The organism is Shewanella sp. A32, assembly GCF_029167175.1.
Lineage (GTDB): Bacteria > Pseudomonadota > Gammaproteobacteria > Enterobacterales > Shewanellaceae > Shewanella > Shewanella yunxiaonensis.
Genome location: NZ_JARFTS010000003.1, coordinates 155,609 through 169,515, shown reverse-complemented (window position 1 = coordinate 169,515; position 13,907 = coordinate 155,609). Strand labels below are relative to the sequence as shown.

Annotated in this window: 14 protein-coding genes; 11 read left to right on the top strand and 3 right to left on the bottom strand. The window is 49.8% G+C overall.

Annotated features, from left to right (window positions below; all coding sequences use genetic code 11):
• Positions 1-60 precede the first annotated feature (60 nt).
• On the top strand, positions 61-591 hold the full coding sequence (locus PY479_RS04095) for a thioesterase family protein (protein ID WP_275482960.1): 531 nt from the start codon (positions 61-63) through the stop codon (positions 589-591).
• 10 nt (positions 592-601) lie between these two features.
• Here PY479_RS04095 and PY479_RS04090 read toward each other — a convergent pair whose 3' ends face one another.
• Positions 602-1,252 (bottom strand): glutathione S-transferase family protein, encoded by a 651-nt coding sequence (locus PY479_RS04090; protein WP_212594861.1) that lies wholly within the window; start codon positions 1,250-1,252, stop codon positions 602-604.
• A 338-nt stretch (positions 1,253-1,590) separates the two neighbouring features.
• Here PY479_RS04090 and PY479_RS04085 point away from each other — a divergent pair, with 338 nt between their 5' ends.
• Entirely contained in the window at positions 1,591-2,280 is a 690-nt protein-coding gene (locus PY479_RS04085; protein WP_212594860.1) for a DNA-3-methyladenine glycosylase I, read from the top strand.
• A 201-nt stretch (positions 2,281-2,481) separates the two neighbouring features.
• On the opposite strand, the gene PY479_RS04080 is transcribed toward PY479_RS04085, so the two are convergent.
• Together PY479_RS04080 and PY479_RS04075 are read right to left on the bottom strand one after the other, a co-directional pair.
• Positions 2,482-4,575 (bottom strand): HAMP domain-containing sensor histidine kinase, encoded by a 2,094-nt coding sequence (locus PY479_RS04080; protein ID WP_275483004.1) that lies wholly within the window; start codon positions 4,573-4,575, stop codon positions 2,482-2,484.
• A gap of 42 nt (positions 4,576-4,617) precedes the next feature.
• Entirely contained in the window at positions 4,618-6,000 is a 1,383-nt protein-coding gene (locus PY479_RS04075) for a sigma-54 dependent transcriptional regulator (RefSeq protein ID WP_212594859.1), read from the bottom strand.
• A gap of 280 nt (positions 6,001-6,280) precedes the next feature.
• Between PY479_RS04075 and PY479_RS04070 the strand changes: the two genes are divergently transcribed.
• The 9 genes from PY479_RS04070 (at position 6,281) to PY479_RS04030 (ending at position 13,902) form a co-directional block, all read left to right on the top strand.
• A complete protein-coding gene (locus PY479_RS04070; RefSeq protein WP_275482959.1) occupies positions 6,281-7,099 on the top strand; it encodes a substrate-binding domain-containing protein in 819 nt (272 codons plus the stop codon).
• On the top strand, positions 7,096-7,803 hold the full coding sequence (locus PY479_RS04065) for an ABC transporter permease (RefSeq protein ID WP_212594857.1): 708 nt from the start codon (positions 7,096-7,098) through the stop codon (positions 7,801-7,803). The genes PY479_RS04070 and PY479_RS04065 overlap by 4 nt, the downstream gene beginning before the upstream one ends.
• A gap of 8 nt (positions 7,804-7,811) precedes the next feature.
• The gene (locus PY479_RS04060) at positions 7,812-8,519 is read left to right on the top strand and encodes an energy-coupling factor ABC transporter ATP-binding protein (protein ID WP_275482958.1); all 708 of its coding nucleotides are present in this window, start codon (positions 7,812-7,814) and stop codon (positions 8,517-8,519) included.
• Positions 8,503-9,096: a molybdenum cofactor guanylyltransferase MobA gene (gene mobA, locus PY479_RS04055; RefSeq protein WP_275482957.1), complete on the top strand. Its 594-nt coding sequence runs from the start codon at positions 8,503-8,505 to the stop codon at positions 9,094-9,096. Before PY479_RS04060 ends, mobA begins: the two co-directional genes overlap by 17 nt.
• Before the next feature lie 9 nt (positions 9,097-9,105).
• The gene (locus tag PY479_RS04050) at positions 9,106-10,905 is read left to right on the top strand and encodes a bifunctional molybdopterin-guanine dinucleotide biosynthesis adaptor protein MobB/molybdopterin molybdotransferase MoeA (RefSeq protein ID WP_212594854.1); all 1,800 of its coding nucleotides are present in this window, start codon (positions 9,106-9,108) and stop codon (positions 10,903-10,905) included.
• Positions 10,906-10,914: 9 nt separating this feature from the next.
• The gene (moaA, locus tag PY479_RS04045) at positions 10,915-11,898 is read left to right on the top strand and encodes a GTP 3',8-cyclase MoaA (RefSeq protein ID WP_212594853.1); all 984 of its coding nucleotides are present in this window, start codon (positions 10,915-10,917) and stop codon (positions 11,896-11,898) included.
• A gap of 48 nt (positions 11,899-11,946) precedes the next feature.
• The gene (locus PY479_RS04040) at positions 11,947-12,411 is read left to right on the top strand and encodes a hypothetical protein (protein ID WP_212594852.1); all 465 of its coding nucleotides are present in this window, start codon (positions 11,947-11,949) and stop codon (positions 12,409-12,411) included.
• A gap of 20 nt (positions 12,412-12,431) precedes the next feature.
• Positions 12,432-13,301, top strand: coding sequence for a bifunctional DNA-formamidopyrimidine glycosylase/DNA-(apurinic or apyrimidinic site) lyase (gene mutM / locus PY479_RS04035; RefSeq protein WP_212594851.1), 870 nt, complete (start codon positions 12,432-12,434; stop codon positions 13,299-13,301).
• A gap of 190 nt (positions 13,302-13,491) precedes the next feature.
• Positions 13,492-13,902, top strand: a complete 411-nt coding sequence (locus tag PY479_RS04030; protein ID WP_275482956.1) for a hypothetical protein — start codon at positions 13,492-13,494, stop codon at positions 13,900-13,902.
• Positions 13,903-13,907: the final 5 nt, after the last annotated feature.

The window sequence follows — 13,907 nt, the reverse complement described above, 5'->3', positions numbered from 1 at the left end:
CTTGTTGACTGGTATGACCTCTGCTAGCCTGAGAGCAATCGAGTTGATAGAGCCAAGTTGATGAATCTGTATTTCCGGATGTTCTGGCTATTGTTCTGGCGCATGCGCCGTGCGCGTACGATTGATTTTCTGGATGTCTCCCGCCTGGAGTTTCGGGCGTGGCCCACTGATTGTGATATTAACCTGCACCTCACTAATGCGCGGTATCCCGCGCTAATGGATTTAGCTCGTACCTACATGCTTAGCGAAATGGGTTTATTAAAGCCGTTTTTACAACGGAAATGGTTGCCAGTTGTCAACGCATCAGAATTCACATTTATTCGTGATATCAAACCATTACATAAATTTAATATCGATACCCGGTTGCTTGGCTGGGACGACAAGTATTTTTATATTGAACAGCGGTTTGTCAGCCAGCGAGGATTACATGCGATAGCCAACGTCAGAGGCTTATTCGTTTGCAAAGGCCGTAAAATTACCACCGCAGAATTGTTACAAGCTGCGGCATTTCAGGGCGAAGCACCAGCGTTAGCAGCAGATGTGCTGGCCTGGAAGCAACTGCTTCAGGCTAAAAAGCAGCAGAACCAGTAACAATATCGGCTTAGCTGGTACGCTGACCAGTTTGCGCTTGCTGTAACGTTTGCTCCACTTCATCTTGCACCAGCATCCACGAGCCGCGTAATTGCGCGTGTAACCAGTAACTGCCTAAGGCAGGAAAATCCAGCAAATTAAAGCGGTCGGGTAACGCCGCCAGACTGGGGATCAGTGCGCAATCGGCCAAAGTAAGACTGTCACTACATAACCAGTGATGTTGTTCTAACTGTTGTTCTATTTTTGTCAGCATCAGCTGAATACGATTTTCCAGCTGGCGTTGTAGGAGGGGTTGTTGCAGCTCTTTGGGTAACCGCCGTTGTTGTTCTAATTGATACAAGGGATAGCTCAAATAGTTATCGATGAGGCGGTCGTAAAGTCGACACTGCAATTGCTGCGCGGGTTCTTCCGGCAATAACCTGGTACCGCCATGAGCCAGTTGATCCAGGTATTCAATGATGATGCTAGATTCGGGTAATGCGGTGCCATCGGCACAGATCAGTAATGGCAGTCGGCAAAGCGGATACTGTTCCGAAAACATGCGACGCTGCAACGGATCATGTAAGTCGGTCACCCGTGGCAAGAAATTAAGCTGTTTTTCAAACATGGCCAGCAGTACTTTTTGCGAGTGGCGTAACAGGGGATAGTAGAAAAGCTCCATGGCGCGACTCCGAAAATTGCGTCACTTTAACTGTAGCGGGTATGAGCTATTTGCCTAGTGAGGCGCGTAAAAAACCTTTAACGTCCGTTCAAACACCGGGATATTCGGTGCGATGACAAATCGCTTTTAGCTGGTGAATCGATCGTTCGCATTTGCGGGTTTATTTGGTAGCCGCTTTTTGCCTAATAGTTGCAGATGATCACGTTCATTAATGGCGATAAATTTGCTTGGTTTGCCAGGATAAACAAAACTATAAGTGAAGCATAATCAGATAATACGACTAGGTTGCGCAGAGCGTTTAGCGCACAGAATTTGTTGTTTACGTAGGGACGCAAGCCATGAATAAACCTGAAGCGTTTGAAGAGATATACGCCCGAGCCAGTGAACGCAAGGGGGGAAATGAACGGCTGGAGAGTCTGCTTCCGGAAGTGCTGAGTCAGGACGAGTTAATGCAGTATTCCGATGCTGAACTGTTGTCAGCCATGAGTAAACAAGTATTCCAGAGTGGGTTTGTCTGGAAAGTGGTGGAGCAAAAATGGCCACAATACCAGAAGGCCTTTTTTGAGTTTGACCCATTGAAAGTATTGATGTTGTCGCCAGAGCAGATCCAGCAGCGTGCTGAAGATCCGGCCCTTATCCGTCATCTGAAAAAAACACAGGCTATCTATGAAAATGCGCTGATGACCCGCGAAATTGCCCAAGAGCACGGCAGTCTGGCGCGCTACATTGCGTTATGGCCGGTGGAGGAGATTACCGGTTTATGGCAGCAGTTAAAGCAGCGGGGTGCCAGACTCGGGGGAAATACCGGTCCCTATTTTTTACGCAGTATCGGCAAGGATACCTTCCTGTTAACGGAAGATGTGAAAGGCTACCTGAAAGCGCACCAGTTGGTGGATGCCAGTTTTACCTCACAAAGCGGGTTGAATGAGGTGCAGGCGGTATTTAACCATTGGCAACAGAGCAGTGGTCGTAGCATGGCGCAGATAAGCCGCATTCTTGCTTGCAGCGTCGGCGACAACCGGCTCTGAGAAAAAAGCAGGAAAGTATCAAAAAATAGTTGCAAATCTAAATGAGAATTATTACTATTAATGTGCGTTCCAAAACTCACCCTTAATGATAAGTTTTGTGGTAATGGCTTTGCATTATGGCGTTCCTGAGTTTGACAGCACGACATTGCTCACACACTCTTTGTGGCCGGGTTAATTACCCGGTCTTTTTTTGCCTTTTTGTCAGGCGCTAGGTGAGATATCGTCCTTTTGGTCAAAGAGCAAGTCAACATTTGGCGGGTTGAAGGGTTCCTTGGCTCGTGCATACAGGCTAATCGTAAAGATGGTGCCTTTGTTTACTGTTGAGCTGACATTGATGGTGCCACCGAGGCGGTTAATAATGCCATAACTCAGCGATAAGCCCAGTCCTGTACCATCTTTACGGGTGGTGTAGAACGGGTCGAAGATACGGCCAATTTGATCGGCAGGAATGCCTCGGCCTTCATCTTCAATCTCTATTTTGGCACCGATGGTCTCGTCCTGAACCACCCAATCATAGGTACGCAGCCAAATCCGTCCTTTGCCGTCCATTGCATGTGCGGCATTCATCACCATATTGATCAATACCTGCAACAGTTGTGGACGATTCACCTCTACCGATTGTGACGCATTTAACTCTGGTAGCAACACCACTTCTTGCTTACCTAGCGAGTGGCGCACCAGCAACTGCATCTCTTCAATAATGGGGGTGAGCTGCTGGATCTCCAATGGGGCGTTGAATTCTCCAGGACGACTGTACTGTAACAGACTGCGTATGATGGTGCTGATCCGACCGACTTGCTGGATAATCAGATCGATTTCTTCTTGCACTGCTGTGGCATTGTCACCCAGTTCATAGCGTAACAATTCCATGTTTCCCAGGATCACTGCCGTTGGGTTGTTAATTTCATGAGCGATGCCCGCAGTTAATTCACCCAACGCCGTCAGTTTTTCGTTAGTGACCAATTGATGGCGGGTTTCATTGAGCAGTTTGACGTTCTGTTGCAGTTCTTCGGTTTTTTCCTGCAGACTGCGCGTACGTTCTTCTACCTTCATCTCCAACTGTTCGGCGGCGGCTTGAATTTGTGCATTGCGATGTTGTAGCAGATCCAGCATGCGATCAAACTGTTCTGCCAGATTCGCCAGCTCGTTGTCTCGATCCAGCCCAAGGGCCCCAATGCGCAGATTACGACCGGATTGTACCGCATTCACCACATGATGAATTCGTTCGATAGGCAGCAATAAACTGTAGGCGCCACGATATACCAGCATGCCGGAGATCAGCAGTACCAGCATCAGAATGGTGCCAAGCTCAATGATATTTAGCAGATAGTTATGGATAAATGGGGCTTCGGAAAAACCACTGTAAATCATTCCAATCCGTTGGCCGCGAATATCCTCCAGCGGTGCATAAGCGGAGATAAACCAGTCGTTATACACAAATGCGCGGTCAATCCACAGCTTACCTTGATCTAAAACCTTCTCTTTAACTTCCTCTGAGACCAAGGTGCCCAGTGCCCGTCCCTCATATTTGTCGCGTCCAGGGCCAATGCTCAAGGGTACGTTAGTGCTGATGCGAATATTGTCGAGGAAGATAGTTACTGTGCCAATCGAGTGTTCCGGTAAGGTCCCTTTGTCATAAACCAGATCCCGGATGTGGTCGACAATGCGGGTATCACCGTTGATCAGGGTGCCACCATCCAGATACCAACTGACATGACCCCGCGCATCTGGCACTGGTAGTAGGCTGCGGCTCAATAATCCATGCGTTTCTTCGGCTTCTTTGGGCGGTTGTGCTCTAGGGGTGGCGATGACCGATATCCGTGCCCGTTGTGCTAATTGGCTATCAATACGGGTAAGATCAGAAACGCCTAGTACCATCAGTCCCGAATAGGCCTGATGGCCGATTATTCTGGGCAACATCTGTCGCAGTTGTGGATCTCCGGCGACATTGTCAATCGTCACCAATCGCAGAAAATCCAGATTGAGCAGCTTTTGTTGCTGTAGCAAAAATTCCCGAATGTTTTGCAGTTGCTGTTCATCCCCGGCTTCTAAGGCTCGAAATCCATTCTGGAATTCATAGGAATGCATCACTCTTTCTAGCTGCTTTTCCTGATGGTCCTGCACTGAAGATAGGGTATTTATTGCAACGGTAAGATCAGCCTTCACCTTCATAAAGAGCTGCTTGCCGGTGTAGCTGATATTCCAGTAGATAGTAATAAATACCAGGCTTACCAGCGTCAGCAGGATAGGCAGCAGCGTCAGGATCAGGATGCGATAACGCACCTTGGCCTGCATTTGACGCCAGGTTACACCAAAGATGCGTTGAAACAGGGACACTTAATCCTCCGCCTCGGGATCGGTATCGAACCATTCTTTATATTTACGGTCGAGCGTCTTACGGGATACACCCAGGACGCGAGCGGCGGCTGATTTATTGCCGTCGTTAGCATCTACCACCGCGGTAACATGGTCACGTTCTACGTCTTTTAAGGTCCAATCTAACGGGTAACCCGTTTGTACCGGCTGCTCCAATTTGGGCAATTCCTTCCAGTATTCTGCTGGTGGCTTCCCTAACAATAAGCAACGTTCAATCATATTGCGTAATTCACGAATATTTCCTGGCCAGGCATATTGTTGCAACTTGAGCAAATCTTCGTGACTCCACACCACTTCGCGCACTCCCAGCTCAGTGCCTAACTGGCGGGTGAAGTGGTGGGTTAACTCCACGACGTCTTCCGGACGATCACGCAATGGTGGGATCACAATATTCAACACGTTGAGCCGGTAAAACAGATCTCGCCGAAACTCGCCAGCTTCAACCTCTTCAGCCAGTTTACGGTTTGTGGCCGCGATCACTCGCACATCAATCGCCACTTCCTTTTCACTGCCAACGGGTCGAATCGATTTCTGTTCGAGTACTCGTAGCAGTGACGTTTGCATTTTGAGTGGCATTTCGCCAATTTCGTCAAGGAAGATGGTGCCGCCGGAGGCAAAACTAAACAGCCCTTCGCGGTTGCCTTTGGCACCGGTAAACGACCCCGCAGTATGGCCAAATAGCTCACTTTCTAGCAACTCTGGCGCAATCGCGCCACAGTTAACTGGCACGAAAGGGCCTTGGCGACCACTAAGCATATGCAATTGTCTGGCGACCAGCTCTTTACCCGTGCCGGATTCGCCCTCAATTAGGATGACCGAGTTAGTGGGGGCAACGCGTTCAATGATGCGCTTCACCTCTTTCATGGCATTGCTATTGCCGATAATTGAGGAGGAATAACCGATGGATACCTCACGCCGTAGCATCAGGTTTTCCCGTTTCAACAAGCGTCGCTCTATACAGCGATCCACCGACTTCATCATCTGATCCAGATGGAATGGCTTAAGGATAAAATCGGAGGCACCTGCCCGCAGTGCCTGAATGGCAACATCCATATCGGCATAGCCAGTCATAAAGATGATGTCAGAACGGCGATCCTGATCATCCAAGGCTTCGCGCCACTCAATACCCGAGCGTCCCGGCAGGCGAATGTCCACAATCAGCAGATCGAAATGGCAGCGACTGCGCAAATTTTCAGCATCTTCAATGCTGGCAGCGGTCTCGACCAACGCGAATTTTTTGGTTAACGCCTTGCTCAGGAAACTGCGCATGCCGGGTTCATCGTCGACAATCAGTACCGATACGGCGGATGGCAGTGGTTTTAATGGTGGATCAATTTGGCTCATAGAATTATTCGGCAAGACATTTTGACTCAGAAGCGTAACATTCTAGCATTGATGTTGCATAAATAGGTCAGTATGGGCCATATAAAAGCCTGTGTGTGACAAATTGTCTGGCTGGTTTTTAATAAGCATGTGATAAAGTTCACATTGCTTGCACAGTTCCGATTGAAAATTGCACAAAGTTGGTGCTGGCATTCTTATTGCTTCAACCGGCAGAAATAAAAATAGAAGGGTTTTTCTCTCAGGATGTGGAGACCTAGTCACTAATGTTCAAGGAGCAATTATGTTGAAACTGAAGCAACTGATGGGGTTTGTTGCTGCTGCAGGGATGCTGTTAAACGTCACTGCGTACGCCCAGGATACAAAAGTTATCAAACTGGCGACCACTACTAGTACCGAAAACTCAGGTTTGCTGGGTTATCTGCTGCCAAAGTTTGAAGCAGACACCGGTTATCAAGTGCAGGTTATTGCAACTGGTACGGGTAAAGCATTGAAACTGGGAACCCAGGGTGATGTGGATCTGGTGATGACCCACGCTCCTAAGGCCGAAGCAAAATTTGTTGAAGATGGTTTCGGTGTAGAGCCACGTGGCATTATGGAAAATGATTTCGTAGTGTTAGGGCCAAAAAATGACCCTGCCAAGATCCTCGCCAGCAAGACCGCTGAAGAAGCCTTCACCAAGATTGCCAAATCCGGCATTCCTTTCATTTCTCGTGGTGATGATTCCGGTACCAACAAAAAAGAAATTCTGATCTGGAAAGCGGCTAACGTGACTCCAGATTTTGCCGGTTACAAGTCTATTGGCCAAGGCATGGGCAAAACTTTGTTGATGGCCAACGAAATGCAGGCTTATACACTGTCTGACCGTGGTACCTATATCGCGTATAAAGGTAAACTGGATCTGCAAGTGGATTTTGATGGCGGCAAGACCTTAGCCAACCCTTACCAGGTTATCCTGATCAATCCTAAGAAATATCCAGATCTGAACCACAAAGGTGCGCGTGCGTTCAGTGACTGGCTGATCAGCGACAAAGGTCAACAGTTGATCAATGGTTTTGAAGTGCAAGGACAGCAGCTGTTTAAAGCCACTTATCACAAATGACAGAAGGCTGGCTAGCCCTGATACAGCAGGCGTTTCGCCTGCTGTTTACGCTGGACCCGGAAGTCTGGTCCATTATTTCTGTTTCCTTCTCCGTGTCGTTCGCGGCACTTCTCATCACGCTGATCCCGTCGCTTGTCCTGGGCTTTACCTTGGCATTTAGCCGCTTTCGTGGCCATTGGATAGTGATCAACTTAGTGCAGACGCTACAGTCAATACCCACTGTGGTCATAGGTTTGTTGGTCTATCTGCTGCTGACCCGCAATGGCACGCTGGGTGATCTGCGCTGGTTATTTACTCAAAAAGGGATGATCTTGGGCCAGATGATGATCTGTGCGCCAGTGCTGATTGCTATGAGTCATGCAGCGTTCACCAGTGTCGATAAGCGCGCCTGGGAAACTTGTCGTACCTTGGGTGCCAGTTGGTTAGGCGCCGTATGGATTATCTGCCGGGAATTGCGAGTACCATTACTGATGGCGATAATCGCGGCATTTTCGCGGATTGTCACTGAAGTGGGCTGTTCGATGATGGTCGGTGGTAACATTGATCACGTTACCCGCAATATTCCCACCGCCATTGCTCTGGAAACCAGTAAAGGTGATTTTGCTCAGGCAATAGCGTTAGGGTTGGTGTTGCTGATCCTGGCTCTGATCCTGAATTTTATGTTGGGTATATTGCGCGGGGCTGCCCAGCCTCGAAGTCATTAGGATGTAATATGTGCAGAATTATCGCCAGTGACATAGCGGTGTACTTTGGTGAACGGTTACTGTTTACCGCGCCGCAATTGTGTTTCAGCAAGCAAGATGTGATCTTTCTGCAAGGGGACAATGGTTCCGGCAAAACCACGCTGATGAAACTGCTCGCCGGATTAATGCCACCCACTCAAGGGCAAATCCGTGCTGAAGACTTTGGCGAAATTTCACGCTGGCGTAAAGATTCTTTGCTGGGCAAAGCGTTGTATTTGCACCAGCATCCCTACCTGTTTGAGGGCAATGTCAGCTACAATCTGAAATTGGCTCAACGCTATAGCGTGTTGTCTGCTGCAGAACAACGGCAACGGATGTCGTCGGCAATTGAACTGGCGCAGTTAGGTGACTTGTTAAAAGCGAATGCAGCGACTCTTTCCGGAGGGGAACGGCAACGACTGGCGTTAGCTCGTGCATGGTTATTAAAACCGGTATTGCTGATGCTCGATGAACCCATTTCCAATATGGATAAGGTGTCACAGCAACTGGTCTTCAGCATGATTGAAGAGCTGAAAAATCAGGGTACCGGACTGTTGCTCAGCAGTCATCAGGACTCTGAGTTAATTCGGTTATGCAATGAGCGCTGGCTGATTGAGTCACAAACAATTACAACTTCCCAATTATTTATTCCGGGTACCCCCGTGGAGTTGAACAGACATCATGTCGCAGCAGATTGAAGCAATAATCCTTGCTGGTGGACTGGCAAGGCGAATGGGTGGTGAAGACAAGGGATTGATTGAGTTATTGGGCAAACCCATGATTGCTCATGTTATTGGCCGACTTAAAGATCAAGTAAATAAGATACGGATCAACGCCAATAAAAATCAGGACAGGTATGCTGAGCTCGGTTTGGACGTCTTTGCCGATCAGCTGGAAGGTTTTCTCGGCCCGTTGGCGGGGATCTACAGTGGTCTGGCTGAATGCCAATCATCGCTGATGCTGGTGGTGCCATGCGATTGTCCGCTGTTACCCTTGGATTTAGTATCCCGCATGCAACAGCAGTTACTGGCCGCAAATGCTGATTTGGCGGTCGCCACTGATGGCGAACGCGATCATTCGGTGGTGATGCTGTTAAAGCCCGAATTACAGCAATCGCTAAAGACGTATCTGGAAACTGGCCAGCGCCGAGTTGAGAGCTGGTATGACGAATTTAACGTGGCCAGAGTATCGTTTGCTGATCAGCCCAACGCCTTTGTCAATGTCAACACGCATGAACAGAAACAGCAGTTGGCTGAGGTGATATCAAAAGCTTAAGAGGTTTATATGAGCACCGTTTTTCATAACCCGCTTCCCATTCCTGTTTTGGGGTTTTGTGCATACAGCGGCACCGGCAAAACCACTTTGCTGAAGCAGCTGATACCCGTACTTAACCAACGTGGACTGCGCTTGGCGGTGCTCAAACATGCCCATCATAATTTCGATGTGGATATTCCTGGCAAAGACAGCTACGAGATGCGCAAAGCCGGTGCCCGGCAGATGCTGGTGGCATCACATGTGCGTTGGGCCTTGATGACAGAAGATCCGCAGGAGTCTGACCCTGACTTAGTGCATCTGCTGCAACAGTTGGAAGCCGATAAAGCTGATCTGGTGTTAGTGGAAGGCTTTAAAAAACTGGCACTGCCCAAAATTGAATTGCATCGCGCAGCATTAGGTAAGCCGTTTATCTATACCGAGGATCCTAACATTCTGGCGGTTGCCTGCTGTGCCGATACCGAGTTGCCAGCACAAATCCCGCGACTGGATATTAACAATATCGCGCAGATTGCGGATTTCGTCTTGCAGTATGCCGCCGAATGGCAGCCCGAAATACCCAAAAGCAAATCGTTGCCTCTGGACGCCTGTGAAACCGGTGATGGTGACAATCTGTCAGTACGTCAGGGGATTGATAACATCCTGGCACAAGTGCAGCCGATTACGGCTGTCGAACCGCTGGCGCTGGATGATAGTGATAACCGTATTCTCGCGCGGGATGCCATCTCCCCGGTTAACGTGCCGCAACAGACCAATTCCGCGATGGATGGCTATGCCTTTGTCTATCAGGAGCCGCTGCCTGAGCGTTTTGTCGTGAAGGGTGAGGTATTAGCCGGTCACAGTTATGACGCTGAGCTACAGCCAGGCGAAGCGGTTCGTATCATGACGGGTGCGCCGCTACCGCGAGGCGCTAATGCGGTGCAGCCGCGGGAACTGGCCGATGAGACCGCTGGTTATGTGAGTTTTTCCGGCAAAATGAAATTGGGTCAGAACGTGCGGCTGGCCGGTGAAGATATCGCCGAAGGCGCAGTTGCCCTGCCCGCGGGCAGTCGGCTCGGAGCTGCAGAACAGGGGCTATTGGCTTCGCTCGGGTTTGCTGAAATTACTGCGGTGCGTCGTCCAGTGGTTGCCGTGTTTTCTTCTGGCGATGAGGTGTGTCAGCCGGGGAGCGAACTGAAACCAAACTGTATTTATGACTCCAACCGCTACACCATTAAGGCAATGGCGAAGCGATTAGGATGCGATGTTATTGATCTGGGCATTATTGAAGATTCTGAAGCCGCGCTTACGGCTGCTCTTGCCGGGGCTGCAGCTAAAGCCGATATGGTGATTAGCTCTGGCGGTGTATCAGTGGGCAACGCCGATTACATCAAAAAAGTGCTGGCGGCGATTGGTGAAATTCACTTCTGGCGTATCAATATGCGCCCGGGGCGCCCATTGGCATTTGGCAAAGTGAACGATGCCCTGTTCTTTGGCTTACCCGGTAATCCGGTGGCGACCATGGTGGTGTTCCTGATGTTTGTGCAACCAGCATTGCGTAAGCTTGCCGGCGAGCAGCATTGGCAGCCGCAATTATTGCCAGCGATTGCAGATGAAACCTTTAAAAGCCGTCAGGGCCGCACTGAATTCAGTCGGGCAATCGCTACCCTGGGTAATGATGGTCAGCTGCATGTGCGGGCTACCGGTTCCCAGGGATCTGGCATGCTCAGTTCAATGGTTAAAGGTAATTGCCTGGCTATCATTGGCGATCAGGATGAGCGAGTTGATGCCGGTCAGCCGCTTTATATTTTGCCGTTTGGCGCGCTGCTGTGAGGTATTGTTATGGGCCTCAGCGATGGTTTTTCTCGTAAAGTTGAATACCTGCGATTATCCGTAACTGACAGATGCGATTTTCGCTGTGTTTATTGCATGGGCGATAATCCCAGATTCTTGCCCAAGCAGCAGGTGTTGTCGCTGGAAGAGATGGCCCATGTCTGTCAGGCTTTTACCGAAATGGGTGTGACCAAAATCCGCTTGACCGGTGGCGAACCGCTGATGCGCCGTGATGTCACGCAGCTGGTTGAACGCTTAAATCAGTTACCTGGATTACGTGAGCTGTCGATGACAACCAACGGCTCGCATCTCACCAAACTGGCGCCCGCATTAAAAGCAGCAGGACTCTCTCGCCTTAACATCAGCCTCGATACGCTTAACCCGGAACGTTTTCAGGAACTGACGCGGATTGGTAAGCTGGAGCGCGTTATCGCTGGAATCGATGCCGCTTTAGATGCCGGGTTTGAGCGGATCAAGGTCAATGCAGTGATCCTCAAACAACGCAATGAAGATGAGATCCTGGCGCTGGTGGAGTTCTGCCGTGGTCGCGGTCTGGACATCGCGTTTATTGAAGAGATGCCGTTGGGCGAAATGGCAGAGCGGCAATCGCCACGTTATATGTCCAGTGATGATGTACAGCAGGCGATTGAGCAACATTATCCATTGACGCTGTCGAATCGGCGCACCGGTGGCCCTTGTCGTTATTTTCAGATGCCTGATAGCGATATCCATATCGGTTTTATCTCCCCTCATAGCCACAATTTCTGTAATGAATGTAACCGGGTACGGTTAACGGCGGATGGGCGGCTGTTATTGTGCCTAGGTAACGAAAACTCGGTGGATTTAAGGCAAGTGGTGCGTGAACATCCGGATGACCTCGAGTTGTTGCAGCAAACCATCGCCGAGTCATTGCAACGCAAGCCGCGTTCCCATCAGTTTGATCAGCCTGACGCGCCGCAAATTTTGCGTTTTATGAACGCCACTGGTGGCTAAGGTATTGTCAGTGCTACACTGACGCCAGGTTTCTCCGGGGTAGCAAATATGGCGTTGTCGCGCAGACAGTGGAATAACATCCTGATCATTGCATCAATCGTAATGGTCGGATTGCTAACACTGTTGGACAAACATACCCGCGATACCCCCAAGGAAACCGTACCGCTGTTTGATGCACAGGCGCAATTGGCGCAGTTACAGTTATCCGGGATGTGGATGGCGCGCAATGCCCGTGGTGAATGGCAATGCGACCCACAGGTGTTGAATTGCCAGCAATGGGTCGATAGCTGGTTACATATTCGCGTATCGCCACTATTAGCCGCGCCAGCACCTGATAATAAGGCCAAGCCACAAGAACTGTTGTTGCAGTTGTCTGACCGCGAAGCCCAGATCTGGCTGTTATTTCCTGAGACGGGCTTGCTGAAATCTGCTGCGGGTAATTGGTATCAGATCCCGCCAAGTTTACGCCCCGCACTGTTACCATTGCTCAATGCTCAGCCCCAATCGCATTAACTCCAAGAGATTGTCTATCTATGCCTGAATTACCTGAAGTTGAGGTTACTCGTCGTGGTATTGAACCCTGGTTAGTGGGGCAGACAGTACGTCGATTAGTGGTTCGTAATGGCAGTTTGCGCTGGCCGGTACCAGAGTTGGCCCAGCAAATTGCGGGTCAAACGATCTGTGCCGTGCGTCGCCGCGCTAAGTACCTGTTACTTGACACTGAAGCGGGAACGGCAATTGTACATTTGGGCATGTCTGGCAGTTTACGCATTCTTACCCGCGCGACGCCACCAGCAAAACACGACCATATCGACCTGGAGCTGGAGAACGGCCGAGTGCTCAGGTTTAATGACCCGCGTCGTTTTGGTGCCTGGCTATGGTGTCAGTTGCCGGAGCAAGCGCATCCGCTGCTGTCTCATCTGGGGCCAGAGCCGCTGACCGATGCCTTCAGCCCTGCTTATCTGCAACAGGCGCTTCGTGGGAAAACGAAAGCCATTAAACAGTGTTTGATGGATAACGCCGTTGTGGTGGGCGTGGGAAATATCTACGCCAATGAAGCCCTGTTCGCTGCGGGTATTCACCCGCAACTGCCTGCGGCAGCCGTTAAACCCGAGCAGTTACTGCTGCTGGTCACCGAGATCAAAGCGATTTTGGCACGAGCCATTGAACAGGGCGGTACCACTCTTAAGGATTTCGTCAACGCTGATGGTAAACCGGGTTATTTTGCACAGAAGTTGCTGGTTTACGGTCGCGGTGGTCAGCCGTGTTTGCATTGTGGTAAGGAATTATCTGAAATTCGTCTCGGTCAACGCAGTACCGTATTTTGCCCTGTGTGTCAGCCCACGGCTCGTAAAACAAATACATCCCTAAAAGCAAGCAAGTCCCTAAAAACTGGTCGCTGAAATCGGTATGGGATATCGCAGCAGCATTAGTGAAGCGACTGTGACGGAGTGTCATTATTATTGTTATATAAGAGATAATGCTAGACATTTCATAGCATTATGTATAGTTACCAGACCAATAAAAGCCGTTAGCCTGAGCGACTCTCCCTGCTGTTATAAGGATGAAGGGTGGCGACCTATTTCAGAGCGTTTGCCCGTCAATAGTATCTATTGTGGTATTACGGCGATTTTGGCGTTATTGGCGGGATACTTGGGGTTTCATGTCACCGGACTGGCGGATACCGTAGCTGCCAAGGCGTTTTGTGAGGTGTTACCGTTACAAATCACCGAGTCCCCACTGCAACAATGGCGTGCTGAAGTCAGTTATTCGAATTGCAACACCGGGCATCCGCATCAGTGGTACAGCTATTTAACATTAATCGACAAAATTTCTGGTAAGCGATATTCGGCGCTGATGGTGGTGAAGGGGCACCACGAACCACTGGCTGTCGACTGGCTGGCTGATGGTCAGCTGCATGTAAGCGGTGTTCCGGCTAATGAGCGGGTACATTTTGAGCAACCGATCATCCGTGAGATTTCATTGGTCTTATCACCACAATAATTTTT

Bases quoted from the DNA above. Each gene is read 5' to 3' on its own strand.
- PY479_RS04095 (WP_275482960.1), top strand. From the start codon at position 61: ATGAATCTGTATTTCCGGATGTTCTGGCTATTGTTCTGGCGCATGCGC.
- PY479_RS04090 (WP_212594861.1), bottom strand. From the start codon at position 1,252: ATGGAGCTTTTCTACTATCCCCTGTTACGCCACTCGCAAAAAGTACTG.
- PY479_RS04085 (WP_212594860.1), top strand. From the start codon at position 1,591: ATGAATAAACCTGAAGCGTTTGAAGAGATATACGCCCGAGCCAGTGAA.
- PY479_RS04080 (WP_275483004.1), bottom strand. From the start codon at position 4,575: ATGCAGGCCAAGGTGCGTTATCGCATCCTGATCCTGACGCTGCTGCCT.
- PY479_RS04075 (WP_212594859.1), bottom strand. From the start codon at position 6,000: ATGAGCCAAATTGATCCACCATTAAAACCACTGCCATCCGCCGTATCG.
- PY479_RS04070 (WP_275482959.1), top strand. From the start codon at position 6,281: ATGTTGAAACTGAAGCAACTGATGGGGTTTGTTGCTGCTGCAGGGATG.
- PY479_RS04065 (WP_212594857.1), top strand. From the start codon at position 7,096: ATGACAGAAGGCTGGCTAGCCCTGATACAGCAGGCGTTTCGCCTGCTG.
- PY479_RS04060 (WP_275482958.1), top strand. From the start codon at position 7,812: ATGTGCAGAATTATCGCCAGTGACATAGCGGTGTACTTTGGTGAACGG.
- mobA (WP_275482957.1), top strand. From the start codon at position 8,503: ATGTCGCAGCAGATTGAAGCAATAATCCTTGCTGGTGGACTGGCAAGG.
- PY479_RS04050 (WP_212594854.1), top strand. From the start codon at position 9,106: ATGAGCACCGTTTTTCATAACCCGCTTCCCATTCCTGTTTTGGGGTTT.
- moaA (WP_212594853.1), top strand. From the start codon at position 10,915: ATGGGCCTCAGCGATGGTTTTTCTCGTAAAGTTGAATACCTGCGATTA.
- PY479_RS04040 (WP_212594852.1), top strand. From the start codon at position 11,947: ATGGCGTTGTCGCGCAGACAGTGGAATAACATCCTGATCATTGCATCA.
- mutM (WP_212594851.1), top strand. From the start codon at position 12,432: ATGCCTGAATTACCTGAAGTTGAGGTTACTCGTCGTGGTATTGAACCC.